The organism is Facklamia sp. P13069 (assembly GCF_050409405.1).
Classification (GTDB): Bacteria; Bacillota; Bacilli; order Lactobacillales; family Aerococcaceae; genus Facklamia.
Window position 1 is genome coordinate 55,005 of the sequence record NZ_JBNUPN010000005.1, and the last position, 24,239, is coordinate 79,243.

General features: G+C 36.0%; 24 protein-coding genes and 2 pseudogenes. 7 read left to right on the forward strand and 19 right to left on the reverse strand.

What is annotated here, in order from left to right:
- Positions 1-313: 313 nt before the first annotated feature.
- The 3 genes from ACQV2T_RS02465 (at position 314) to mnmH (ending at position 2,582) form a co-directional block, all read left to right on the forward strand.
- Positions 314-943, forward strand: a complete 630-nt coding sequence (locus tag ACQV2T_RS02465) for a hypothetical protein (protein WP_428893196.1) — start codon at positions 314-316, stop codon at positions 941-943.
- 71 nt (positions 944-1,014) lie between these two features.
- Positions 1,015-1,257, forward strand: a complete 243-nt coding sequence (locus ACQV2T_RS02470; RefSeq protein WP_428882395.1) for a hypothetical protein — start codon at positions 1,015-1,017, stop codon at positions 1,255-1,257.
- 299 nt (positions 1,258-1,556) lie between these two features.
- Complete coding sequence (mnmH, locus tag ACQV2T_RS02475; RefSeq protein WP_428875313.1) at positions 1,557-2,582, forward strand: tRNA 2-selenouridine(34) synthase MnmH; 1,026 nt, start codon at positions 1,557-1,559, stop codon at positions 2,580-2,582.
- Positions 2,583-2,623: 41 nt separating this feature from the next.
- Here mnmH and ACQV2T_RS02480 read toward each other — a convergent pair.
- The 3 genes and pseudogenes from ACQV2T_RS02480 to pepI all read right to left on the reverse strand — a co-directional run bounded on the left by ACQV2T_RS02480 (position 2,624) and on the right by pepI (position 5,054).
- Positions 2,624-3,401 (reverse strand): annotated as a pseudogene (locus ACQV2T_RS02480) (nucleoside phosphorylase).
- A 300-nt stretch (positions 3,402-3,701) separates the two neighbouring features.
- Complete coding sequence (locus tag ACQV2T_RS02485; RefSeq protein WP_428875556.1) at positions 3,702-3,932, reverse strand: histidine phosphatase family protein; 231 nt, start codon at positions 3,930-3,932, stop codon at positions 3,702-3,704.
- Positions 3,933-4,172: 240 nt separating this feature from the next.
- On the reverse strand, positions 4,173-5,054 hold the full coding sequence (pepI, locus tag ACQV2T_RS02490) for a proline iminopeptidase (protein ID WP_428875557.1): 882 nt from the start codon (positions 5,052-5,054) through the stop codon (positions 4,173-4,175).
- Between the two features lie 138 nt (positions 5,055-5,192).
- On the opposite strand from pepI, the gene ACQV2T_RS02495 reads away from it, so the two are divergent.
- Positions 5,193-5,498, forward strand: a complete 306-nt coding sequence (locus tag ACQV2T_RS02495; protein ID WP_428893197.1) for a DUF4298 domain-containing protein — start codon at positions 5,193-5,195, stop codon at positions 5,496-5,498.
- Between the two features lie 57 nt (positions 5,499-5,555).
- Here the strand turns inward: ACQV2T_RS02495 and ACQV2T_RS02500 are convergent, their stop codons facing one another.
- The 7 genes from ACQV2T_RS02500 to ACQV2T_RS02530 form a co-directional block, all read right to left on the reverse strand.
- Positions 5,556-5,756 carry a cold-shock protein gene (locus ACQV2T_RS02500; protein WP_428874223.1) on the reverse strand — a complete coding sequence of 67 codons (201 nt, stop codon included), beginning with the start codon at positions 5,754-5,756 and terminating at the stop codon, positions 5,556-5,558.
- Between the two features lie 331 nt (positions 5,757-6,087).
- The gene (locus ACQV2T_RS02505) at positions 6,088-6,735 is read right to left on the reverse strand and encodes an ABC-2 transporter permease (protein WP_428893198.1); all 648 of its coding nucleotides are present in this window, start codon (positions 6,733-6,735) and stop codon (positions 6,088-6,090) included.
- A gap of 173 nt (positions 6,736-6,908) precedes the next feature.
- A complete protein-coding gene (locus tag ACQV2T_RS02510; RefSeq protein ID WP_428885286.1) occupies positions 6,909-7,574 on the reverse strand; it encodes an ABC-2 transporter permease in 666 nt (221 codons plus the stop codon).
- Entirely contained in the window at positions 7,571-8,419 is an 849-nt protein-coding gene (locus tag ACQV2T_RS02515; protein WP_428893199.1) for an ABC transporter ATP-binding protein, read from the reverse strand. The genes ACQV2T_RS02510 and ACQV2T_RS02515 overlap by 4 nt, the downstream gene beginning before the upstream one ends.
- Entirely contained in the window at positions 8,406-8,792 is a 387-nt protein-coding gene (locus ACQV2T_RS02520; protein WP_428875552.1) for a GntR family transcriptional regulator, read from the reverse strand. Before ACQV2T_RS02520 ends, ACQV2T_RS02515 begins: the two co-directional genes overlap by 14 nt.
- A 108-nt stretch (positions 8,793-8,900) precedes the next feature.
- Entirely contained in the window at positions 8,901-9,101 is a 201-nt protein-coding gene (locus ACQV2T_RS02525; protein ID WP_428885289.1) for a cold-shock protein, read from the reverse strand.
- 220 nt (positions 9,102-9,321) lie between these two features.
- The gene (locus ACQV2T_RS02530) at positions 9,322-10,185 is read right to left on the reverse strand and encodes a GNAT family N-acetyltransferase (RefSeq protein ID WP_428885290.1); all 864 of its coding nucleotides are present in this window, start codon (positions 10,183-10,185) and stop codon (positions 9,322-9,324) included.
- 185 nt (positions 10,186-10,370) lie between these two features.
- Here ACQV2T_RS02530 and ACQV2T_RS02535 point away from each other — a divergent pair, with 185 nt between their 5' ends.
- Positions 10,371-11,120: a hypothetical protein gene (locus ACQV2T_RS02535; RefSeq protein WP_428891879.1), complete on the forward strand. Its 750-nt coding sequence runs from the start codon at positions 10,371-10,373 to the stop codon at positions 11,118-11,120.
- A 150-nt stretch (positions 11,121-11,270) separates the two neighbouring features.
- Here the strand turns inward: ACQV2T_RS02535 and ACQV2T_RS02540 are convergent.
- The 8 genes and pseudogenes from ACQV2T_RS02540 to fdrA all read right to left on the reverse strand — a co-directional run bounded on the left by ACQV2T_RS02540 (position 11,271) and on the right by fdrA (position 20,762).
- Positions 11,271-11,536 (reverse strand): annotated as a pseudogene (locus ACQV2T_RS02540) (DUF1722 domain-containing protein).
- A gap of 130 nt (positions 11,537-11,666) precedes the next feature.
- Positions 11,667-12,500, reverse strand: coding sequence for a TspO/MBR family protein (locus ACQV2T_RS02545; RefSeq protein WP_428891880.1), 834 nt, complete (start codon positions 12,498-12,500; stop codon positions 11,667-11,669).
- 138 nt (positions 12,501-12,638) lie between these two features.
- A complete protein-coding gene (locus ACQV2T_RS02550) occupies positions 12,639-12,896 on the reverse strand; it encodes a DUF5960 family protein (RefSeq protein ID WP_428874218.1) in 258 nt (85 codons plus the stop codon).
- 170 nt (positions 12,897-13,066) lie between these two features.
- Positions 13,067-14,683: a PucR family transcriptional regulator gene (locus ACQV2T_RS02555; protein WP_428874217.1), complete on the reverse strand. Its 1,617-nt coding sequence runs from the start codon at positions 14,681-14,683 to the stop codon at positions 13,067-13,069.
- Positions 14,684-14,959: 276 nt separating this feature from the next.
- A complete protein-coding gene (gene allD, locus ACQV2T_RS02560; protein WP_428874216.1) occupies positions 14,960-16,030 on the reverse strand; it encodes an ureidoglycolate dehydrogenase in 1,071 nt (356 codons plus the stop codon).
- A 9-nt stretch (positions 16,031-16,039) separates the two neighbouring features.
- Positions 16,040-16,828: a (S)-ureidoglycine aminohydrolase gene (gene allE, locus ACQV2T_RS02565; protein ID WP_428875333.1), complete on the reverse strand. Its 789-nt coding sequence runs from the start codon at positions 16,826-16,828 to the stop codon at positions 16,040-16,042.
- Positions 16,829-17,761 carry a DUF2877 domain-containing protein gene (locus ACQV2T_RS02570; RefSeq protein ID WP_428893200.1) on the reverse strand — a complete coding sequence of 311 codons (933 nt, stop codon included), beginning with the start codon at positions 17,759-17,761 and terminating at the stop codon, positions 16,829-16,831.
- The gene (gene fdrA / locus ACQV2T_RS02575; protein WP_428891881.1) at positions 17,754-20,762 is read right to left on the reverse strand and encodes an acyl-CoA synthetase FdrA; all 3,009 of its coding nucleotides are present in this window, start codon (positions 20,760-20,762) and stop codon (positions 17,754-17,756) included. The genes ACQV2T_RS02570 and fdrA overlap by 8 nt, the downstream gene beginning before the upstream one ends.
- A gap of 291 nt (positions 20,763-21,053) precedes the next feature.
- On the opposite strand from fdrA, the gene ACQV2T_RS02580 reads away from it, so the two are divergent.
- Together ACQV2T_RS02580 and ACQV2T_RS02585 are read left to right on the forward strand one after the other, a co-directional pair.
- Entirely contained in the window at positions 21,054-21,806 is a 753-nt protein-coding gene (locus ACQV2T_RS02580) for an alpha/beta hydrolase (RefSeq protein WP_428874211.1), read from the forward strand.
- A 23-nt stretch (positions 21,807-21,829) separates the two neighbouring features.
- Positions 21,830-22,762: an AEC family transporter gene (locus tag ACQV2T_RS02585; protein WP_428891882.1), complete on the forward strand. Its 933-nt coding sequence runs from the start codon at positions 21,830-21,832 to the stop codon at positions 22,760-22,762.
- A 102-nt stretch (positions 22,763-22,864) separates the two neighbouring features.
- Here the strand turns inward: ACQV2T_RS02585 and allB are convergent, their stop codons facing one another.
- The gene (gene allB, locus ACQV2T_RS02590) at positions 22,865-24,229 is read right to left on the reverse strand and encodes an allantoinase AllB (protein ID WP_428875337.1); all 1,365 of its coding nucleotides are present in this window, start codon (positions 24,227-24,229) and stop codon (positions 22,865-22,867) included.
- Between the last annotated feature and the right edge of the window lie 10 nt (positions 24,230-24,239).

A 24,239-nucleotide genomic window follows, 5' to 3' on the forward strand; every position in this document is an offset into this window, starting at 1 on the left:
TGCTGTCATTCAATCGGTTGCACAGGGCCGAAAATCAAAAGCCAAAGACCAAGTGGAGCTCGGTTTATCGCGCCGCTCAATAAACGACGATTAACTGTCTATAAAACCTATGTTAAATTAGGCTTTCAACATGGAAAAGTTAATCACTCCCCAATTAATAAAATAAGTCAAACAATTGAAAAAAGATTATCCATTTGTACCAAACTGTCTATGAAGGGTTCAATTTTAAACACTTCTGTGAAAAATTAAAGGCGTGTGAACAGATTCAAATTTTCGAATCGACTCTTCCAAATATCATGAAAAACATCAGACAGTGTCTCCTAAAGCGCGAAGACAAACACGTCGTCAACTAAGACAAGCTCTCGAACAAAAAATTGAAGCCAAAGGAACATTCTCTCAACGGGATAAGGCGCTCTCTCAAACGGTAATTACTCTTTCTCCTGAAAAGGCTCACCTGGTATGTCCACGTAAAAAATATGCTGGCGATCCCCTTCAAATGGATGCTTCACAACACCAGTGGTTTGAAGGAGATACTTCCTATTATCATCTTCACACTACTATTGATGACGCGATGGGAAGGGGTGTTGGAGCTTCGTTTGATACGCAAGAAACCCTCAATGGCTATTCTGAAGTTACTCAACAATTTCTTACAAAATATGGCATACCTTATGAAATTTTGACAGATAATCGATCGTTTTTCGATCAAAGAGGGACACAACGCAAAGAGGCCTCTTTGTCCGAAGTTATCGAACAAAAGGCCTCCACTCAATTTGGATATGCGTGTCAGACGCATGGTATTCAATTAAGTTCCACTTCAATTCTGCAAACCAAAGGACCTATTGAGCGACTCTTCGGTATGTTTCAAGACCGTCTTTTCAATGAGATGAAGCTTGCAAATATCCAAACCATTCAAGAAGCCAATTGCTATCTCCCATCCATTTAGAGACGTTTAATAATCAAATTGCCCTCTCAATTAAGCCTAGCATAACCGCCTTTGAAAGACTAGCTAAGGGTATGAATTTAGATCCTATTCTCGCACGCTTTAATTGGTGTCGTATTCAAGCTAAGCATGCCATTCAGTATCAAAAGCATCGTTATCGTCTCATTGATCAGCAAGCTAAGCCCGTCTATTTGAATAAAAAGACAAAAGTGTTGGTGATTGAAAGCCGTAAACAAGAATTGTTTGCCTCTTACAAAGATCAACTCTATGCATTGGAAGAAATTCATCGGCATAAGTCGGTCAGTGAAAATCTATAAGAGCAAGCGATAATTGAACAAGCTAAACCTTCTATCCCACCTCTGTCTCATCCGTAGAAAGCAGCTTCCTATCAACCGTATTGATATAAAATGAAGACAAGAAGAGGCAACCAAGCAAAGCCCGGTAGGACTTTCGATCAATTCTTACTTGTACCCAAATTAATCAAATTTCGGGACATAATCGCTTGGGGTTGACAGTCTTTCTTCAAGAAAAATAATCTAATCTTTCATTTTATAGTGATTAGATGTAAAATTTAATATTGAACTTATCTATTTAGTAACTAAAGGAATGTGATCTTTTGAAATATTTAATTTCTTATCAACAATCAAAATCTTTATTAAACCCACTTTGGATAGATGTCAGAAGTCCTAAGGAATTTGCTCAAGGCCACCTTCCAAATGCTATCAATCTTCCTGTTATGGATGATTCAACCCGCCATGAGGTTGGAACACTTTATAGCCAAGGACAGATTGACCAGGCTAAACAAGTTGGTATTAATTTTATGAGTGGTATTTTACCGACCTTTTTTCAACATATTATAACAGCTAGTCATGGCCATACATTAATTTTCTATTGTAAAAGTGGTGGCTTTCGCTCTTCTTCAATTGTTGGTTTATTAGATGGACTCGGTTTGACTGTCTATCAATTAGCTGGAGGGTACCAAGCTTATCGCCAACGTGTATTAGATCAACTCGAAGTACTACCTCATCACTTTCAATTCGTATCTTTAGACGGTATGACTGGAACGGGCAAAACCTTGATTTTAAAACACATCGAAGCAATGGGTGGCCAAGTATTAGACTTAGAAGGTTTAGCGAATCATAGAGGGTCGCATTTTGGTCAGATTGGATTGGGTCAACAACCTAGCCAAGCTAATTACGAGGCAGCCCTAATTAACAAACTTGAATCATTCCAACCAGGCATTGTTTTTATTGAAGGAGAAAGTGCTAGCATTGGTAAGGTGCACACCCCCCACACCCTTTATCAAGCATATAAACAATCCCCCCATCAAGTCTACATTGATTCACCAATAGATTTACGAATTGAACGAATCGAAGATGAATATATTAATGCTTCTGATCAAAAAAATTTAGCAGAGATTAAAGAAAGCTTGAACAGAATGGATAAGATGAACCCGCAACGCAAGGCTATGCATATAGAATCCCTTAATCAAGGTGACTATGCATCCGTCATTAAAGATCTCATCCTTTCATACTATGATCAACACTACACACTTAAAAATAAAAATTTTGAATATCAGATCATTAATTATTCTTCGCTGGATACTGCGCGTGCTTTAATCGACCTTTACGACGTTTTATAGTGAAAAAGCAGCGACCTTTTTGTCGCTGCTTTTGTTTTAGTCTACTTCCATATTAAAGCAAACTCAATTGCTATTTGAGCAATGAAAGCCTTAGAATCTAAGGCAAGATGATCGGATAAAGAACGGGCTGTCCCAAGCTTCTTCACTCAAATGATCGGCAGCATAAAAGAAGTGACACACTTCAACTGATCGCAATTGAGCCCAGGCGGCTACGGCTGAACATTCCATATCGACACAGATACAGCCTTGCTCTTTTCGTTTTTTATACCGATCAATTGTTTCTCTGAAAATAGCATCCGTTGTCCAGGCCTTACCAATACGCGATGAAACCCCTTTTTGATTGAGGCATGATTGAAAATCTTCTAAGCTCCTTTTATTTACATCTAATTCATAGCTTGGTTTAAGATAGTGGAAAGAGGTTCCTTCATCTCGCACCGCTCGATTTGGAATAATAATTGATAACTCTTCAATACTAGGGTCTAGCACACCACAGGTTCCAAATAAAACGAGACGTTTCATCCCCATTGCCCATAGGTGCTCCAGGACGCCTACACAAGCCGGACTTCCTACTTGAGAATTGAAAGCAGCAATCGTTTGTTTTCCAATTTGTAGCTGATAAATAGGAATCTCGCCCTGAGCAGTAGAAGTGGAAGCAATCGCTTCATGTGGATAATCACTGATCATTCTTTGGAAAGTTAAGCAGGAAAAGCAAGAAACTACTGTGTCTGGAAAATTTACTACTTTCTCTGTGACTTCTTTAGGGTTAATAATGGCTTGGGGATTATGATCCCATTCATGTAAAGGTAAGTGGCTATTCATATCCTTCCTCTCATTTTTTTCTATCCTACTAAATACTCTAGTTGTTAACAAGAGAAAGACAATTTTTATTATGCTTAGTGAGGGAAGATAATAATTACTACCTTTCATGATTCTTACATGATCCATCAATAATGCCTTAAGATACGTTGATTAATATCTGAACTTGAGGGTCACTCCTTCATTAAAAATGCGATGTCCAGTAAAATAGTCCGCTTCTCGAACTAATGAATTTTAATTTTTCCCACTCTTCAACTTGTCTTTGAGAATGTTTTAATTCATAAACTTGCAGTTGTTTCATACTTAAGAAATCTTGATAAGCAAACTGTTTTTTGTCAAAACATTCATTAGTACGGACAAAGCTGTGCCATGACTAGCAACAATGATACTAGCTTGTGATTGCTCTGTTATTTCCTTAAAACAAGATACGACTCGATGAGATACTTCATGTAATGACTCACTATTCGACAACTTATAATTAAAATTATCCCATTGGTTTTGCGCAATTGTAGAAAACTCTTCCCCCTTCCCCAATCCTACGCTCTCGTAAATCTTTCTGCTAAATAAATTTTAAATTTAATCGTTCAGCTGTAGGTTCAATGGTTTGTTTGACATGAAGATATGGACTCTCATAAATAGCACTGATTTCTTTATCTTCAAAAAATTGCCAACTCCTCAATCAATTTTTTCTTCAACCGTTAAAGGCACTTATCCGTTTTTAACAGTAAGGTCTCGCATTGAATGTCTAATTAAATAGAACCTCCTCAGATTTCATTAATCCTTTCGATTTAACCAATTCATTAAGACATTAATGTATTTTTCCGTTTCATCAATGTAACACATATGTCGACTATACTGGAACAACTCCCATTCAGCATTGGGTAGATTATCATACAAAGTTTTAGCAATGTATGGAGAAGAAAGATCCATAGCCCCACTGATCACTAAGGATGGTTGTACGATTTCCCTTAAGTGCTCCGTATATTCAAAGCCAGACAAAGTCCCAGTCGGCGTAAATTCATTAGGCCCCCAACCCACTAGATAAGCTTCTGAACCAGCTGCCTTTTCTCTTTTTAGGCAAGCAGGTGAATCTTCAGTGACTGGACCACAACAATATCTTTCCATAAAGACATTAAGTGCTTCAAGGTATTCCGGTGATTGGTAATTGCCGCTTTCTTCAGCCATTAATATCGCTTGACGATAGACTTCTGGCATTAGATTCACTCGGCGCATCCCTTCTTGGCGCCAAAGCTTAGCGGATGAAAGCGTTGATGAAAAGATATAAGATTTTATCCCCTCTGGTTGTTCTTCAATCTGATATATTTGCTGCAGCATCCCACCCCAAGATTGTCCTAAAATATGAACTTGGTCTAATTTTAAATAATTTCTTAAAGCAATTAATTCTTCTTTCCATACCTGTGCGGTAAATAATTCAGGATGCCCTTCAACCATCGATAAACCACAACCAATTTGATCATACATAACCAATGGGCGATCATCCAATTCAGCAAGTGGGTCTAAAACTTCCAAGTAATTGTGAGTAGATCCCGGCCCCCCATGGAGTAAGAGTAGAGGGGGTTTGCTACCTGCTTGATTTACAACGCGGTAATAGGTTTCATGCCCTTTGAAAGGCATCTTTCCTTCAATAATCTTCATAATCTTGCCTCCTTTTATTGTTCTCTTTCTATTATTACCTAAATAAACTGTCCCTGCCACTTTCGTTTCACTCTTTTTAGCGCAAGGTTAATAAATGATGATAAAATAATAATAATAATTCGTTTAGGGGGATATAAAATGGATAAGATTGAGCATTTTATCGAAATGGAAACAAACTATTTAGCCGTTGACCAATCTGTTAATCAATTAATGGAACAACTCGATGCGTTCCAAGGCCAAATCGGAAAAATAGCAAAACTCATCGATTATTATGGTAGTCAAGAATGGTATGAGCATCTTGAAATGGAAAAAAGAGAATTGTTACCGAGTGATTCTACACGAGCTATTCTCGGCGAAGATTATGCTTATGAAACATTGGGAAATCTCAGACAATGCGCGCTTCAAATGTTAGAAATCAGTACGGAGATTTTTAAAATTTATTAAACTCTTAAAGCACAAACAAAAAAAGCCCACCAACAAAGCTGGTGGGTCTAAATTATATTATAGTTTTACAATATTTGCAGCTTGGTCGCCACGATCGCCTGAAACAATATCGTAAGACACTGCTTGGCCTTCATCTAATGTTTTGAAGCCGTCTCCAGAAATAGCTGAGAAATGTGCGAAAACATCTTTCCCATCTTGTCCTTCGATAAAACCAAAACCTTTATCGGCATTAAACCATTTCACTGTACCTGTATTCATATATAAATCCTCCTGTGTGCGTCTTAAGCACTTTGTATTGCAATAACTAAATAATTAAAAAGAAGATTTACATTTGTTGAATGGAAATGACTTAATTAACTTATTTCTTTACTACTCACCTAGTATAGTCCAAAATTATTGATCTGTCAAACTTTATTTGAAAGTAAATGATGCTTTCATAAATTAAGAGCTAGAAAGTCAAGTGGCTGTAAGCCAATTGAAATGATACAAATTATTAAATAACTGTTTTAACATCCTATATATTATTACTCGATGAAATGTTTCAGCTGAAAACACTTAAATGATTGTCGAATTTTACTCCCTTGTTCATTTAATAGTCACGTCTTCTCATAATCTTCATACTTATAATTAAGGAAGCAAAATAAGTAAAACTCATGACTAGTATGGAAGTAAAGAGTTGGCTCCATTTATTTGAAAAGAAGTTTTTCAAAATCCTGTATAAATCTGTTGAAATTATCTTTTCACTGAATAAAAAGAGAACCACTCCAACAATACAAAGGACTAAAAAGCTAAAGATTATTAATAGTGTCCCTTCTGAGCCAAATTTTAATTGAATAGGTAACAGTATCAAAACCAGGATTGAGCTAACAGCCAAAATCATTAGTATCGTCAAAAGATTGTCTATAAAATTGAAAGTTTGTGGACTTTGAAAATAAGCGACGAGTGAAGTCAAATAAACTTCAAAAACTAATAAACCTATTAACCCTATGATTAAGGAAAAGTATTTTGAATATACGTAATCTTCGCGCGAATATGGTAGGGTCAAAAGCATTGGCATCCCATTTTCCCTCTCATCATAAGTCATGGGTGACAGTATCAAAGATAAGATTGAAACTGAAATAACACTCATCAAAGCCAGGTCACCAGATTTAATATACAAGATAATGAAAATCATTATTATTGGTAAAAAAATATGTAACTTGGTCTTGCGAATTAATAGCCAATCTTTATATAGCAAACCTTTTATAAGCCACCACCTCCTTTTATTAATTTTACATCGCTTTACACTGATTAATTATTCGTGGAGAACATCAAAAAGGGGCATTGATTTTCTAAGCTGAATTTTAATATGAATGACTTAAGTGAACGTTTAATCTTGATCAATGACATTTCTATATTTGCCTTCATAATTTAATACTCCCGCTTTTGCATGATTCTGTTACTTATATAATAGGATATGCCCATCATTCCTGCTATCACTAGTATAAATAAAAAGAAAACATTCCAATCATTTGCTAAGAAACTTTGCAAGAACTGTATTTGATCCAATGAAATTAACTTAAACTCCTTAATAAGATAAAGAACTCCCATTATTCCTCCAAATAATAAGCCACCTACTACCATCATGGCAATCATTGCTTTTTTAACACCATATTTTAAATAAATGGGAAGCAAAATCCAACACATAGCAGAAGATACCACTAAAGTACTCAATATTTCAAGAAAGTTGTCAGTAAAAGAAAATTCTTCAATATTTTTGAAGGTAGCCATACTGGTGATTAAACCCACTTCAAAAATCAATAAAGTAACGATGGTTATAACTGCAAACAAATATTTTGAACGCACATAGTCTTGCCGTGTATACGGTAGCGATAAAAGCATGGGCATGCCATTATCATACTCATCGTAAGAAATAGTCGAAATAATGGAGAATAGACCTACCATCGAGGTGTAAGTCATAAAAAATAATTTATCGTCCCCACTATAAAGCACAATGATTCCTACCACTACTGGTATCAGAAATTGCAGACCCATCTTACGAATTAGTAGCCAATCTTTATAAAGCAATCCTTTCATTTGCGACCACCTACCATTAATTTAATTAAATCATCCACCGAAGCTTTTTCGATAATTACTTGTGGATAATTTTCCAAATAAAACTGTCTTTGATTGGTTAAGCAGCAATAACCATAATTTGTCTGATCAATCTTAATGATATGCGATTGATCGATCTGATCCAGTTCTTCTTGACGAAGCTTTAAAATACCATAGCTAGATAAAAGTTGATCCATTTCCTCGTACATAACTATTTTACCTTGATCGATAAGGTAGAAATCATCGCAAATCCCTTCCAAATCTGTGGCAATATGGGAAGAAATTAAAATGCTCGTTTGCGGAGACTCGTCTAAGTATTCACGCAAAATATCTAATATTTCTTCACGCGCCACTACATCCAACCCTGAGGTCGGCTCATCCATTATTAAAAATTGAGCTTTATGCGAAATGGCCGTAATTACTTTCAGTTTTGCCTGCATACCTGTCGAAAATTTTTCAAACTTTTTATCCCACGTTAAGCCTTGCTGGTCTACAAAATGTCTAAACATGGCCTCATCAAAGTTTCGATAGCTACGCTTTAAGATAGCTAAAACATCTTTACAATTCATCACTCGACTAAAATTGGAATCCGACAAAACGACCCCCAACTTCTCCTTGTCATGACCAGATAACTGATTAACCGGACGCCCAAAAAGTTCAACTTCCCCTTGATCAGGAAAGATCAAACCAAGAATCGCCTTAATCGTCGTTGTCTTGCCAGATCCGTTCCTACCCAAAAAGCCAGTTACCATTCCTTCTTTAACTTGCAAACTGCAATCGAGCTGAAAAGAACCGTAATTTTTCTTTAAATGATTAACTTTTAACATCCCAATCCCCCATTAATAAATCAAATATGGACTGCATTTCATCTTTACTTAAGTGAAAAAGTTGTGCTTTCTCAATTGCTTGAGCCATTATAGCTTCCACTTGCATCAACTGTTCATTACGTAAAAGTTCTTGATTGGCTTCTAAAACATAGGAGCCCTTACCATGAACTGTCTCAATAAACCCTTCTCTCTCCAATTGGTCATAAGCTTTTTTGACCGTTAGCGCACTGATCTTCAATTCCTTAGAAAGGGATCTCACGGAAGGAAGCGCACTTGCAGTCGGTATTTCTCCTGCTAGAATCATTGCAGTTATCTGGTCTACAATTTGTTCATAAAGAGGAGTCATACTTGTATTATCGATAATTATTTGCATGCATTTTGCCCCTTTCGTAAACAGTGTATAACAGTATATAACACTTGTCAATCCTTTTATAAAAAACACAAAAAAACCCACCAGCAAAGCTGGTGGGTTTAAATTATATTAAAGTTTTACAATGTTTGCGGCTTGGTCGCCACGATCGCCTGAAACAACATCGTAAGACACTGCTTGGCCTTCATCTAATGTTTTGAAGCCGTCTCCAGAAATAGCTGAGAAATGTGCGAAAACATCTTTCCCATCTTGTCCTTCGATAAAACCAAAACCTTTATCGGCATTAAACCATTTCACTGTACCTGTATTCATATATAAATCCTCCTGTGTGCGTCTTAAGCACTTTGTATTGCAATAACTAAATAATTAAAAAGAAGATTTACATTTGTTGAATGGAAATGACTTAATTAACTTATTTCTTTACTACTCACCTAGTATAGTCCAAAATTATTGATCTGTCAAACTTTATTTGAAAGTAAATAATGCTTTCATAAATTAAGAGCTAGAAAGTCAAGTGGCTGTACTAAATGTTCTATTTTTTAAGTTCTAAGTGGACAATACGAGTGATTTCCTTAAACCCTAACTTTTTATAAAGATTAAATGCAGTTTGGTTATCTGCTTCAACTGTTAAGTGGAAAGGCTTATGATTTGATTGAATCAAATCATTAATTGTTTGCTTCATTAGGTAAGTGGCAATTCCCTGCCCTTGAAAATTTGGGTCCACTGCAACACCAAATAAATAATTGACATCTGAGCTTTGGTCAGCAGAAATGGATGCAACTACATTCCCTTGGCATAGGGCTACATAGATGGGGCTTTCTTGGTTTGCTACTGTTTCTCTAGCATATCGTAGGCTCAGCTCATAATCATCCTCAAAGCTTTCGGATTGAAAGCGAGCAATTTCCTCTACATGTTCCTCAGAAGCAATCAGAACTTTAATATCAAAACGTTCTTCAACTGAGTAAGGACTTGTCCCATAAGCCATTAATACTTCCTCATCTGTTAACAATAAGTTTAAAGAGACTAAAAATTTTGGATTTTCATCTATAAATATGCGTTCCGTTTTAAAAGTAAGAGATTTAATTCCATAAGAAGCAGTTTCTGATTGAAAGTTTTCGTAAAGTTTAGATGCTATGCCCTTGCGTCGATAGTTTGGATCGACAATTATTGAAAGTTCCGCTTCAGCATCATCGGCATAAACTGCTAATAAACCTATCATTTTCCGATCTTTATAGGCCGTAAAAAAACTAGGCATTGATCGATCAAAATTGTATCGATTAAATAGATACGGATCAGAAAAGGTTCGATCCACTTGATGTTTGTGTGTTAAGAGATCTTTTGCTGCTTGTATGTCGTTATTAGATAGATTTTGTTTACTTTGATAATGAATATTCATCTTACACACCCTTTTTAGCTAAGAATTAAATTTATTGCTTGATAATTTTAAGCTGAATAATCTGATTTAATGTTATAGATTTATATATCAATCTTTCTTCTATATTACATTAAAGTGAAAGTTGTTGCTATTTGATAACTAGTATAGCATATTATAAATAACAAATCATTTGAGAGGTGGTCACTATGAAGAATAAATTTTTTATTAAAGTCCTCTGTTTAACATTAGGAATTATGACAGTAACCCTTGAGGCCAGTGCTGAAAATAAAGAAAAAGAGAGAATTCCTGCAAAAATTCAATCCAGTTTGAAACTAGAAAAAAAAGAAACTGCTAAAGCAGGGGCGATGACCGAACAATTAATCAAGGATGGCAATTCAAAAGTCACAGAGTATGATAAGAAGAACAAAGACTATCAAAATCAAGAAGCCATCATTCCAAAAAACTATTTAGACGTTATGCATACCGAGGGGAAAGTTTTAGGAAAAACCCCCAATACCATCGAATCAAATGGGATCGTCGTCGAATATATTCCTTTAGAAGATAATACAGGCAGTAAAGATGACTTTGACCAAGTGAATGATGTATTAGGGATAGATGGTGTTCCTCAAGTTGGAATGAATGGTATCCGTACCTTTTTTGGTCATTATTATGACCATATTAATACAGGAGCTTTTGCTCCCTTTGCTAGCAACAATTATTTTGAACCGGGTAATGAATTTATTGTTACAGATAAGGACGGAATATCCAAAGGCTATGAAATCACAGCAATCATTCCCATTCAAACCGACTTCCAATATAACTATTTCTATAATGAAGATTCTATTCCCTTCCTTGCCTATTACGGAAATGGCGATGACATGGCTGCCTTTATGACTTGTCGTTGGGATAAAGCTATTGGCCAAATGGATTTTGCTATAGCTTATCGCATTTGGTAGATATCAACCTTCAAATTAACTCTAATTAATTTTGACCTTCCTTTTGGAAGGTTTTTTCTAATAAAAAGAGCCTTTCACCATTCAATCCTAGTTAAAAACTTAAATTAAATGAGTAGAAGACTCTAATTGGAAATTTATTTAAATTCGCTTTTATTTTAGTAAAGTCGATGCCTGCAAATAAGAATTGGTGTATCGCTCAAGTAAATGGTTGATATATTTAATGACATCTTTTGGTTCGATTTTTCCTTGTGGATAGACCTCTAAGCTGCTTAAAAATCATCTTTTTCCTGCTGATTGGCTTGTTTTTTAAAATAAGCCCATCCATGAAGCAAGGCATTTACGCTTTGCTTTTGGTTTTCTGGCATTTTTCGGCAATATCTTTTTTCCACGAACATATTCGAGGTCAACATGATCATTTTTAAGGTGCTCTTTAATCTCTAAGTAAATATTTTGTAATTTAGAAAGAACTAAATACTTATTTCTTCTCCAAAGAGATTGACTTTCTTTTTTTGAAATTTTGACCCACCATATTTGTTCCCTTTCTACTCATTGATTTTGGCTGTTTAGATCCTTTGGGAAGATGCTATTTTTATTCCTAACAAACCGATAGATAGACGATACTACTAAGATAGCTAAACCAGCTAATAAGACAGCTTTAATACTTGTTACTAATTCCGAACTATGTACACCTTCTTCATAATTACTATAAATGCCATAGAAAGCCCAAGCTATTGAGATAGGAAAGAAAGCATTCTTATACATAAAGACATAGCCTACAACAAAAACAATGGCAATAATAATAACCACCAATGACCACACTGAATCTGAGATACCAAAGCCATCCCAGCCTATTTTGACTAAGAAAATAGAGATGTTTAAAAAAGTTGCGATTAAAACCCAAGCAGCATAGAGTGTAAAAGCGTAAGCTGGTAAATTATAAGAAATGTTTTTACTATTATAATTAATTTTTTCAATCAGTTTCATTAATGCTAAGAGTAATATAAAAATCATCACAACAGAAAGACCTATCAATTCGTATGAAAAACTAAAGATCCAACCCATATTAAAAAGACAGGAAACGATAAATAAAGGAGAAATCAGTGAAATAGTATGCATAATTTTTTTATCATCACGCTTAAAGGCTAAATAAGTCAGCGTGATTAACACTAAGGTGTAAATCACACCCCATATACTAAAAGCAAAACCAGCGGGAGTAATCAGTGTTGTATATTTAGCAGATACTTCTTGCTGGCTCATATCATTAATTAAACCTGATCCCCCCAAATAATTGACAAATATGGTAAGAAAAAAAGAGATGAAATCAGCTATTATCCAAAAATTTGTTCTATTAACAGCTTGACTCTTTGTTTGTTCTAACATATTTATCATTCCTTTTTACATTTTAAACTAACGACCTTTAGGTACCCCTCAACTCAATTCAAAAAAACGTTTCCATTTTGATTATAACATCTTTACTTATTAATAATATGTTCTGCATGTTTGTCCATTAAATAAATTTTAAAACAAATCACAGCCACGATATTCATAGAACTTATCAACTACACGAAAATAAAAACAATGATTTTTGCCGTCTAAACTTTTTGCTCGAGGTAAGATAAAAAATGTTATCTCATCTCTTTGCATCATCTTAATAATGCTGTCGATTACACAATAAAGAGGCAAACCTACAGCTGAATATCTCATATAATCTTCTTCTAATTGTCGATAGGCCAAATCAAAAAAATTAATTTCCAGCGCTTGTTCTTCCTTCAACATCGAATCACCTCTTCAACATTATAGAACGTACGTTCGTTTTTTTCAAGAGGTTTTAACTTTTAGCATTTTTTATCTTTATTAAAGTCCTTTGCAATAAAATAGCAAACTCTCTTAACTCCAGCGATGAGCCATAAGAGTTTGCTCAAACTGATCTGCATATGACTGATAAGCTAGACGCTAAGCATTAAGGCTATTCTAATGTTTAAGGACGCTCTTGGGTCGGTAACATCAACTCCTAATAATTCTTGACATTTCTCAATACGATATTTGACGGTATTTCGATGAACAAATAGTATATTGGCAGTTAACGTTGTCTCACACTGATTATCTAAGTATACCTTAAGGGTTTCACGTAATTCTTTTAAATTATTTGTTTGAGGATACGCTAACTCTTTTAGTACTGATTCGCAAAAATAATTAATATCTTTACTGTCGATATCGTGAAAAAGATGTTGAACTCCCGAATTGTTATAATAGCTAATAGTCTCTTTATTATAATCTGTCAATCGAGCTTTAAATGCTAAGGACGCTTGGTCAATCGACCTGGATACTTGATCAATTGAGCTGACTGATTCGCCGACGCTAAAAATCATGTCAATATTAACCAGTTTTAACAAATCATCATGACACTGCATTAATTTCTCATCCAGATTACCGACATGATTTTGTAAGATTAGATAGAGATGGGCATTAGCGTCTGTTTGAAATAAAAACATATCCTTAAAATATTCTTGACCATAAATTTTTAGAAAATCTAAAATTAACGCATATTTTTCATAGAGTTTAACTGTTTTTAATTTAGGTTCCAGTGCACTTGAAACATTTACTTCAACAGCCAAGTAATAGTTGGAGTCAACATATTTAATTTCTTCAATCGTTTTATAAAGAATCCCTTTATTTAAGGTATCTCCTCCCATAGTCTCTAACATAAAACTAGAGGAAGTGTGTAAATAGCTGGAAAAAACTTTTTCCGTTTTATAAAGAATATAGGAAAGAACTAATTTGGCTTGATCAATCGTAAAGGCAGATATGGGGTAGGTCATATTCTCTGGGTTTAGTATGAGCAAGTAATGGGGAAAGTATTTAAATACAAAGACACTGCTGGCAGAGATTAGAAGTGTCTGGTCATTTTCATCTTTCATTTTAAAATAATCATTAGGGACTTGTTTTTGTTTAAATCGCTTTTGAAACTGCTCCTGCAACGATTGGATAAGAAGTGGTTTTTTAGTGAAATGATGCGAATAACTCACCACTTTTTTTATTGGGCTCAAGAGAATAATCGGACATTTAATGATTTTACTGAATTCATTGATTACTTTATCAATGGAAGTATTGTTAAGTAAAAGGTCTGAGAATTGCTTTTGAATACTTAGCGCAAACTCAATTTCTTCTTTTCGTTGATTCCAGATATAATTTGAAATTTGATGGAGTAAGCGTCCGAGTGGATATTTATCAGGTATATTAATAATAGGAAAGTTGCGCTGATTGGCATAATCAATCACTTTGGGATGGAGTTCTCCATTAAGAAAACGTCCTGATTTAATGGCTAAACCTACTCCTTTAGCACGAATTAATGAATCGATAAAGGGAATCATCTGCAACTGATCATCTTTAAAAATCATTCCGGTTGTAAGAATTAACGTCTCCGGACTGATATAAAACTCAACATCGGGTGTTTCAGTTATTTCGACGTTACTAACTTCTTGGTGTTCAATTGTTTTTCTATCTGTTAATAATTTAATCTCCGAGAGGTAGTCGATTGTTAATAATTTTTCTACGGATACCACACAAACCATCTCCTTAGTAAACTCATTATACCAAGAGATTTAATTCCTTCCTACTTTTACAAGCCATCTTTTATAGGATATAAAACAACTTAGACTGAGACTAACCAAAATAACAATTTCTTGCTTGAGCAATTTTATAACTGATTTTCATCTTCCTTTTTTAAAAGACTTGACGCTTATCACTTTCTTCAATATAAAAAATAGTCTAGCAATTGATAGATTGTTAGACTATTTTTAAATTTATTAATTATCTTGTTTTTTCTAAGCTTATGTGGTTTATTCAGCAAAAGCGCCTTTATTACCATACTGATTAAAATGAACAGTATCTGACTCAAGGTAATCGATAATATGTTTTGGAATATCAATCCCTTTTTCAAGATTACGTTCTGTGCTTAAAACCGCTAATTCTCCAGGATAGTAGACCTGATCGAAGCCATCAGCTGGTTTGATAGCATGCAACTCCTCTACCATTTGTTCAATATTGGAAGTAAATTGATCCAAGCTAGTAAAGCGTGCTGGGTCGACCGCGATATAAACGTGTCCTAAGTCTCTGCCCTTGTCTAAATCATTATACATTGAAGAGACACTCTTACCAAAAGGTAAGCCAAAGAGCATACCCGAAAGAATATCAACAATCATCATTAAACCATATCCCTTGGGACCCGCAATTGGTAAAAGACCTGCTACTTTATGTGGATCGGTGGTCGAATTACCTTCAGCATCAACTGCCCAGGTATCCGGAATTGACTCGCCCTTTGAACGCGCATCCAAGACTTTGCCCCAAGCTTGAACAGTGGTTGCCATATCAAAGAAGATTGGACGACCCTCCTTGCGAGGTGCACCAAAAGCAATCGGATTGGTTCCAAAATAATTTTCAGACCCTCCAAAAGGCACTACCATAGGATCAGATTGTGTCATCGACAGGCTAACATAACCAGCTTCTGCCAACTTCTCAACATAGTAAGCTAACATACCTGTATGACTAACATGGGTGACTCCTACCATGGCAATTCCATTTTCTTTTACTAATTCGATGACTTTTTCTAAAGCAAGATTAGCAATATAATGTCCTTGACCATTGTCACCATCAAAAGTAGCTGTCGCAGGACCTGTTTTTGTATAAGTAATCTTCGGTTCTTTGGTCACGCCCCCCTTGGCAATGCGTTCAGCATAATATGCAACACGAACAGCTCCGTGAGAATGAATATCAGATAAATCAGCATAAGTTAAGTGTTTAGCCGTTTCTAAAGCCGAATCTTCTGGTAGTCCTGCTGCCATTAACTTCTTTTTTATTAAGTCTTGTAGACGACTGGCTTGAATTTTTACTGTTTCATTTTTATCTGTCATTTTATCCTCCTATAGTTTAGGGTTGCGGTTAGCATCTTTAGAATAAACATAAGATAAAGGTTCGTCACGTCCAACAGCATAAGCACATTGTAAAGAATATCTTCCCATAAAGATGTAGTCACCTTTTTCGACCGGGAACCACTTATTATCAAGGTTATACATTCCTTGACCAGAAAGTAGATAAGCACCATGTTCTTGATAGTGGGTTTCGATATATCCATGACTAGCTCCTGGTTGGAATTCAAGAATATGAATATTCATATCAAAGCCAAAATCATCTGTTGGCAAGAAGTTCCATAAGAGGACGTCTTTCATACCTTCATACTCAATTGGTTGTAAATCAGCTTTATTACCCACCACTTTATGCGCTTCATGACCTTCAATAGCATCATAACGTCGTTGGTACAAGAAAACTTCTGTTATCTCTTTTTGAGCATTTTCTAGATACATTAATTGATCTACTGGGAAGAAAGCATAGCCACCATCTGTTAATAGGTGTTCTTCTTTACCATCACTTACTTTTAATTTGCCTGAGATAACATAAGCAAATGTTTCAAGCCCTTCTCCACCAAAACCACGTTCGTTCTTACCGCCTTCTTGGAACTCTGCAATATAATCATTAAAGCTAGCGCCAAGAGCAGGTGAGCCTAAAATTGAAATCAAAACATTTTCAAATCCTGGAATCTGATTATTCACTAAACCATCATGCGGTAAAATTGCATATAAGTCTTTCTCAACCACAGCACGGCTTTCTAATAAACCCTCTCTATAACCTGTTTTATTGTTTTTATATCCCATTTAAACCTCTCCTTTTAAAAGTTTGTTTTTTAGTATTAGTTGTAAGTAAAATTGTGCTCCCAAGAGCATATCATTACCTGAAGTGTGCCCATACGATTGGATTGCACGAATTGATTGACTTAACTGATCAGTTGCTTGATTCTCTATCGCCTCAATCAATTTCAGCCATATCGGATTGACTTGTCTTGCTAAAGCAGCATGATAATAGGCTTGACTAACTTTAGTTGTTGCTTTTACTTTCAGCGCTTGCTGGATGAGATTAGATAATATTACACAGGTTTGTTCAAACGAAGCAATTGGACCTCGGCGACTTAAGAGACTCTGTTCCATAACTAGCATTCCTTGTAAAAAGTCATCTCCCGAAGGAGTTAGTCCAAGCCCTTTACCAAAAAGAAATTGGACTAAATCTGACATTTTAGCTGGATCAGTCAATAAATCATTTTGTAGATCGCCAAGCAATTTGTTTTGATAGTAATTTTGCAGTGTAGCTAACTTATTAAAAGCCGATTGCTGATAAACTTTGGCTTTTCTCAGGCTATCAATAAGCTGTTTTAAATCTTTAACGGTTAGCTTTAAAGAATAAGCGGGTAAACAACAAGAATATCTTTGATAGTCGACTAGATCAATTTTTAGGGGTAAAGGGCGCGTATAGACAATCCATGAATGGTTACGCTGTCGAATTTGTTCACCCGGCTTCAGACAGCGCATCAACTGATTAAACACTTGCTTGTTTTCTAACTGAACGCCTATTACAGAAGCCTTTTCTTGATTAACTGCTGAAAGATAAATCAGTTGTTGTGAACCCTCTGTCTTTCTTATGACTAAATTAATCCCATGTTCAAAGACAGAGTCGACCCAATATATTTGATCTTCTAAGGGGAAAAGATAAGTCGAGATCAATAGGGCTGTTTTATCCGCTACTAGCTTATTCATCCACCTTAATTCCTAATGATTCCGCAAAAGCTACTAAAGCTTTTTCAAAGCAAGCAATCGGAGCAGTAACCGTTCCAGCACCTACTTGACCGACACCTGCTTTCTTATGTGCAATACCAGTATTAATAATTGGTTCAATTCCTGTTTCAACAACTTTACGAATATCGATTCCTAAGTTAGCTCCACGGAAATCCCAAGTTGGAATAGACCAGTTAGGGTTTTGTGCGCTGACTATTTTTGCTTGTTCATTGGAAATGCGAACTGCGTCTTCAAAACCACCTGCACCGATAAAGCGTGTCACTCCAGGGGCCGCTACAATGGCTGAACCACCTAAACCGATAGTCTCTGTAATTGCAGAGTCTCCGATATCCTTACTACCGTCTTCTTCACTATAACCAGTGAAATATAGACCCTTCGGCGTATTAACAGGTGCAGTAAACCATTGGTCACCCATGGCTGCAATACGAACACCAAAGTTTTCACCATTACGTGCCATAGTGGTAACAATACAGCCTTCTTGAATCTTACGTGCGTAGTCAACAATCGCTTTGCCAGTAGCCATCGCAATATTGAGGAAGAACTGGTCGGTATCCGCTAAGAATTGAATCACTTCCTGCTTTTGTTTAGCATCAATATCTAAGGATGTAATGATTGGAGCAATTTCTTTTAGGAATACAAGGGAAGCCGCAATATTTCTTTGGTGGAATTCATCACCCATGGTAATGGCTTTAGCAATCATAACATTGACATTAATACCACCTTCAATTTGACGTAACGCTTGTCCTAATACAGGCCCTAATACATCACGCATCCATTCAAGACGAGTAATAACTTCCTCATTGTTGGCTCCGAAACGTAATACCGTTCCGATCCCTTCGTTCATAATACAGTAACCAGTGGTACCGTCTGCTTTATTTTCAACGATAAAGACAGGGAAATTAGCAGTAGTAATTCCGCCCATAGGGCCTACTGCGCCCACATGGTGACAAGGCATGAAGGTGATTTCTCCAGCATCAATTTGTTGTTGTGCTTCTTCATGATTGGAAGCCCAGCCTTCAAATAGCATCGCTCCAATAACTGAACCTTGCATTGGACCCGTCATGTTTTCATATTTCACTGGTGGTCCAGCATGTAAAACAACTTTTTTATCCGTATTTAATTCTGGGATAACCTCTTTAGCATATTTCACATCGATTAAGTAAGGTTGCGAATCTCGCATACGACCAATTACTTTCTGGTTGGCTTCATCAATAGCCTCTGCATGTTTTTCTAGTTCATTTAAGATCTTGATTAATTTCTTATTGCCACCTGCTTTTGGTCGCCAGTTGTATTGAATAGCTTTGCCTCCAAACTTAATAATTGGATCCACAAAACTTTCGATACCAATATTTATAACACGTGGAGAAGTCATCACTAATTCTTGAACGTGTTCACTTGGACTAGGTAATTCGATCTTTTCGCCTGTATAAGCCACATGTTCTTTAGCAGCAAATTGATAGTGAACGCCCATCAATTCTAAAGCTAAACGAATCGCTTTTGCGTTAGTTGTTTCAACATAAACGCCCGCTTCTTTTAAGTTGGCTACAGCCTTATCGTAATCTTGAGGATCGTTTGGTGTTCCCGTTACAGTCGCAACAACATAAACTTCACGTTCACTATCAACCAATTTTGAGAGATTTTCTTGAATAGTAGGAATCAGAGCATTAGCCATATCTGGGTGTGAACCATATCCTAAGACAACATCTAATAAAATAACACCTGTCTTTTCATCTGCAAAAGCTTCTTCTAACTTTTCAATTCGAATACTTGGGTCAATCATTGGATGTGGTTTACCTTGTGTATAAACATCGTCTCCTAAGTCCATCACTTGGAAACCGTGCGTATTTAAGATGTAACCTTCTTCGTTTTGAATATCTCCTAGTTCTAAAGCATCTGCAATTAGCATAGCTGCTTCATTTGCTAATGTTCCACCTGAGTAGAGACCTTTTACTGTTTTATCTTTTAATTGAGATTGGATTTGGTTATCTAACCCGTCCACATATTTAGCTTTGACTTCTTCACCATTAGCTAAGTCTATTGCTATTCTAGCTGCTTCTTCTAATGTATAAGCTAAAGCTACATTACCAATATGTTCGGTTGGTTTTTCACCTAAGAAAATGGCTACTACAGGCTTAGATAGGGATTGTAATACTTTAACAACTTGATCCCTTACTTCTTTTGCAGGTGGTTTAGAAATAACACAGATGACATCTGTCAATGGGTGCTTTTCTAAAGCGATAATGGCGTCAATCATGGTACGTGCGCCAACTGCTTCCTTCAAGTCTCTACCACCAGTACCAATAGCGTGAACTACTCCACCACCTAAACGATCAATAATAGTTGTGACTTCTTGAATGCCTGTCCCTGAAGCTCCAACCACGCCAATATTTCCTGGTTTCACAACATTGGTAAAGGCCATTGGAATACTCGAAATGATTCCTGTCCCACAATCAGGCCCCATGAATAAGAGTCCTTTTTCATGCGCCTTCTCTTTTAGTCTCACTTCATCTTCCATTGAAACGTTATCTGAGAATGAGAAAACATGTAAATTATTATCAAGCGCCTTTTCTATCTCATAGGCTGCATACTCTCCTGGAATAGATACTAAGGCTAAATTAGCATCTGGTAAAGCTTCCATTGCTTCCTCCCAGTTATCAACATCTACCTTATTATCAGATTCTTTCTTAACCGTTAGGTCTGCCAGAAAATGATCGATTTCTTCTAAAACTTTGTCAAAAACTGCTTGATCTTCTGTTTCAACTACAATTGCCAAATCATTAGCACCGGCAGATTCTAATTCAGGAGTAGATAAACCGGCCCCTTTAAAGATATCCTTATTTGCATCCGTCGCCATCATAACTTGTGCTTGAGTAACACCATCAACTTTATTAATTTCTGCTGATAAAAGCATCAAGTTAATAGAGTCTTGATAATTACCTTTTTGAATTTTTGTGAATAACAAGAAAACCCCTCCCTTTGTCTACTATTATATCGTTTTCCTTCATATAATTCGATTGCTCAGTTTACAAATAAAACGCCTTCTTTTGTTCATTTCGAACAAAAATAAGGTTTCTTTCATTTTAAATTTGTAGTGGATGCGTTAAAAAGAATGTTAAAATAACCTTACAAGAATGGGCTCCATCTCCCTATTTAGAAGAAGGTGATTTAAATTCGACAAATAATTGATGTTTTTCAAACTCCTCACTATAAAATTTCAGCTACACTATATAGATCTTCACTGCCACAAAGCCAGATGTTGATTTATCTTCACGGTGGTGGACTGATTTTTGGCCAACGCGAAGACTTGCCGGGCGAATATATCGAATTACTTAACAGTAAAGGATATTCGATACTAGCTCTTGACTACTTATTAGCTCCTGAAAGTAATTTAGAGCAAATCATTAATCTTTTAAGCAAAACTCTTGAATGGTATCAAAATGCAGGTTATCAATTAGCAGGCCAAATAGATCCTTCATACAATCTATTTGGCCGGTCAGCCGGAGCTTATCTTGCCCTACAACTAGCTACAAGAAGGTCTTCTAAATGGTTGAAAACTATCATCAGCTTTTATGGCTATTACAAGTTAAATGATGCAAACTTTATCTATCCTAATCCTTACCATAATAAATTTGCGAAAGTGTCCAAAGAATTAATCGAGACTTTCATTCAAAACAAACCTATCAGTCAGGGAAACGAAAATGAGCGTTATTTAATCTACCTCTATTGTAGACAAGTTGGAAATTGGATTGAATTTCTAACGGATGATCCAAACAGTTTTTCACTCACTAAAGAGCAAATTAACCTACTACCTCCTTTACTTCTTGTCCATGCTGATAAAGACCCTGATGTTCCCATTCAACAATCAAAACAACTAAACAAATTCGCTAATCAAAGTCATTTGATTGAGGTTGCTTCTGCAGATCATGATTTCGATCGAACAAATTTAACAAAAGGGAGAGAGGTTTATCTGCAAGTCATAGAGTGGCTTGATTCGTTATCAAATTAAATAAAAATTGAAAGGATGTTTTTATGCAGTTAGATTTTATGTCCACGCTTCAAAGTGTGCTCGTCTTATTCATTCTTATTATTATTGGCTTTTTTGCTGGTAGGTGGAAAGTAATCAGTGCTCAAGGTCAAAAAGATATTACGAACCTTGTTTTGTATATCACCATGCCGGCAACCATCTTTAATGCCATGCAATTAGATTTTAATATTGAACGTGTGCAAAGAGCTTTTACAATTCTAATAATTGTAGCCATTTGTTATGCTGGTATGTTGTTATTAGGATGGTTAGTTGCTAAACAAACTAAGTTAAGTATTTCCGAGCAGGATGTTTTTAGAGTGGCCCTTCTTTTATCTAATACCTCTTTTATGGGTTACCCTATTGTTAGTAATCTCTTAGGAGAAGAAGCTCTATTCTATGCTGTTATCGGCGCCGGGTTTTTATTTGAAACTGTCTCATGGTCAATTGGTATTTATTTAATGGGAAGAAACGGTTCAGGTAAGGTAGAATTTAATTGGAAAAAAATTGTTCTAAGTCCCGGCATCTTATCGATAGTCGTTGGTTTAATCTTCTTTCTTTTTAGTTGGCGAGTTCCTCAACCCTTGGATAAAGTTTTGAATATTTTAAGCCCGGCAACTTCACCGCTAGCCATGATTGTTGTTGGTTTAATTCTATCGCGCAGTGATATTTCTAAGATATTCGCTAATAAATTCTTATATATTCAAGCTTTACTCAAACTCGTTTTTATACCTCTAATAATTCTCTTTACTTTAAAAGCTTTTAATTTCTCAAACTATGAGTTAATTATTCCGACTATCATGTTAGCTATGCCGACAGCATCTTATGTAGCTATGTTTGCTCAAAATTACGACAATCATCCTGAGTTTGCTAGTCAGATGGTCTTTATGACTTCTCTGCTCTCAGTCGTTACCATACCAATCATCACTTTGCTCTTCTAATTAAAAAGTCTTCTGTTGGTATTAAAAAACCCCTAAGAATTAGATCCAATCTATTCTTAGGGACTATTTGCTTCTTCTGAAAACAAATTAGTCTATATTTAATTATTTAAATTCTCCAACAAACTCCTCTGTTACTCCCTTATCTATGCTATAAACCTCATGTCCTCTTACATAAGTAGCCATAACAGTTGCACCAATTTCGCTACCAATATAAGGACTGATCTTATTGCGATATTCTAAATCTTCAGCAGTTAAGACGTAAGATTTATTAGGATCAATTAAAACGATATCTGCATCTTTGCCTACTGATAAGCTTCCTTTTGTATCATCAATACCAAAACGACGGGCTGGTTGTGTCGCAATCACTTGTGCAAATTGCTCAAGAGACATACCACGCTTATTAACTGCTTCATCAAAGAACACATCGACATCATTTTGTACGCCTGAGATACCGCCCCAAGCATCAAATGCATTTTCTTTATCTTTCAAGTCTGGGGTACATGGAGAATGATCAGAGATTGATGAAATAATATCCCCTGAAAAGACATAATCCCATAAACCATCTTGAGCTTCTTTATCACGGATTGGTGGTGAACATTTAGCCACATTTCCAATAGCATCTAATTGGTCTGTTGTAAAGTATAAATAATGTAAACAAGTCTCACAAGTGACATCGACACCTTCTTGTTGCCCTTTAATAACTGCTTCCACACCTTCTGGGCAAGCCACGTGACAGATATGAATACGACAGCCTGTTTCTTTAGCAAAAAGAATTGCTCGTTGAATAGGTTCCACCTCTGTAAAGACTGGACGAGTCGCCACATACTCTGACAATTTTGATTTGCCTTCCGCTTTTGCTTTTTCACCTAGGCGATCAGTAATCGCTGCATTTTCAGCATGGATAGCTAGAACTTTTCCTGTCTTCGCAATTTGTTTCATCCCTTCGTAGAGTGAATAGTCATCCACATTTTGGAAGTCTCCATCAATTGAACGGTCGCCACAAGTTGCCATAAAACATTTATAGGCCGTTACACCATTCTCATTTAATTCTTGAATACCACCTGTTTCAACATTATAAGGAACGAGTCCTCCAAATGAGAAAACATCCACTTTTAATTTACCTTGACCAGATTGGTATTTGTCCTTAATACTCGCTTCATCAGTTGTTGCTGGTACTTGGTTCAATGGCATTTCTAAGAAAGAAGTTACTCCTCCCTTAGCACAAGCAGAAGTTCCTGTAACATAACCTTCCCACTCATCACGATACCCTCCACCATTTTCAGTAATATGAACGTGACAATCAAACATTCCCGGACTAACAATTAATCCTTTAGCGTCAACCTCTTGCTCAGCCGATAAATTTTCACCAATTGCAGCAATCTTTCCGTCTTTGACTGCCAAATCGGTCACAACTGCGCCGCTTTCTAAAATGACTTGACCATTCTTGATGACTAAATCATATGACATAAAATAACCT

What these genes read in the sequence shown, in the direction of transcription:
- ACQV2T_RS02470 (WP_428882395.1), top strand. Translation starts at nt 1,015, where the DNA reads ATGAATTTAGATCCTATTCTCGCACGCTTTAATTGGTGTCGTATTCAA.
- pepI (WP_428875557.1), bottom strand. Translation starts at nt 5,054, where the DNA reads ATGAAGATTATTGAAGGAAAGATGCCTTTCAAAGGGCATGAAACCTAT.
- ACQV2T_RS02495 (WP_428893197.1), top strand. Translation starts at nt 5,193, where the DNA reads ATGGATAAGATTGAGCATTTTATCGAAATGGAAACAAACTATTTAGCC.
- ACQV2T_RS02500 (WP_428874223.1), bottom strand. Translation starts at nt 5,756, where the DNA reads ATGAATACAGGTACAGTGAAATGGTTTAATGCCGATAAAGGTTTTGGT.
- ACQV2T_RS02510 (WP_428885286.1), bottom strand. Translation starts at nt 7,574, where the DNA reads ATGAAAGGATTGCTTTATAAAGATTGGCTACTAATTCGTAAGATGGGT.
- ACQV2T_RS02515 (WP_428893199.1), bottom strand. Translation starts at nt 8,419, where the DNA reads ATGTTAAAAGTTAATCATTTAAAGAAAAATTACGGTTCTTTTCAGCTC.
- ACQV2T_RS02520 (WP_428875552.1), bottom strand. Translation starts at nt 8,792, where the DNA reads ATGCAAATAATTATCGATAATACAAGTATGACTCCTCTTTATGAACAA.
- ACQV2T_RS02525 (WP_428885289.1), bottom strand. Translation starts at nt 9,101, where the DNA reads ATGAATACAGGTACAGTGAAATGGTTTAATGCCGATAAAGGTTTTGGT.
- ACQV2T_RS02530 (WP_428885290.1), bottom strand. Translation starts at nt 10,185, where the DNA reads ATGAATATTCATTATCAAAGTAAACAAAATCTATCTAATAACGACATA.
- ACQV2T_RS02535 (WP_428891879.1), top strand. Translation starts at nt 10,371, where the DNA reads ATGAAGAATAAATTTTTTATTAAAGTCCTCTGTTTAACATTAGGAATT.
- ACQV2T_RS02545 (WP_428891880.1), bottom strand. Translation starts at nt 12,500, where the DNA reads ATGTTAGAACAAACAAAGAGTCAAGCTGTTAATAGAACAAATTTTTGG.
- ACQV2T_RS02550 (WP_428874218.1), bottom strand. Translation starts at nt 12,896, where the DNA reads ATGTTGAAGGAAGAACAAGCGCTGGAAATTAATTTTTTTGATTTGGCC.
- allD (WP_428874216.1), bottom strand. Translation starts at nt 16,030, where the DNA reads ATGACAGATAAAAATGAAACAGTAAAAATTCAAGCCAGTCGTCTACAA.
- allE (WP_428875333.1), bottom strand. Translation starts at nt 16,828, where the DNA reads ATGGGATATAAAAACAATAAAACAGGTTATAGAGAGGGTTTATTAGAA.
- ACQV2T_RS02570 (WP_428893200.1), bottom strand. Translation starts at nt 17,761, where the DNA reads ATGAATAAGCTAGTAGCGGATAAAACAGCCCTATTGATCTCGACTTAT.
- ACQV2T_RS02580 (WP_428874211.1), top strand. Translation starts at nt 21,054, where the DNA reads ATGTTGATTTATCTTCACGGTGGTGGACTGATTTTTGGCCAACGCGAA.
- ACQV2T_RS02585 (WP_428891882.1), top strand. Translation starts at nt 21,830, where the DNA reads ATGCAGTTAGATTTTATGTCCACGCTTCAAAGTGTGCTCGTCTTATTC.
- allB (WP_428875337.1), bottom strand. Translation starts at nt 24,229, where the DNA reads ATGTCATATGATTTAGTCATCAAGAATGGTCAAGTCATTTTAGAAAGC.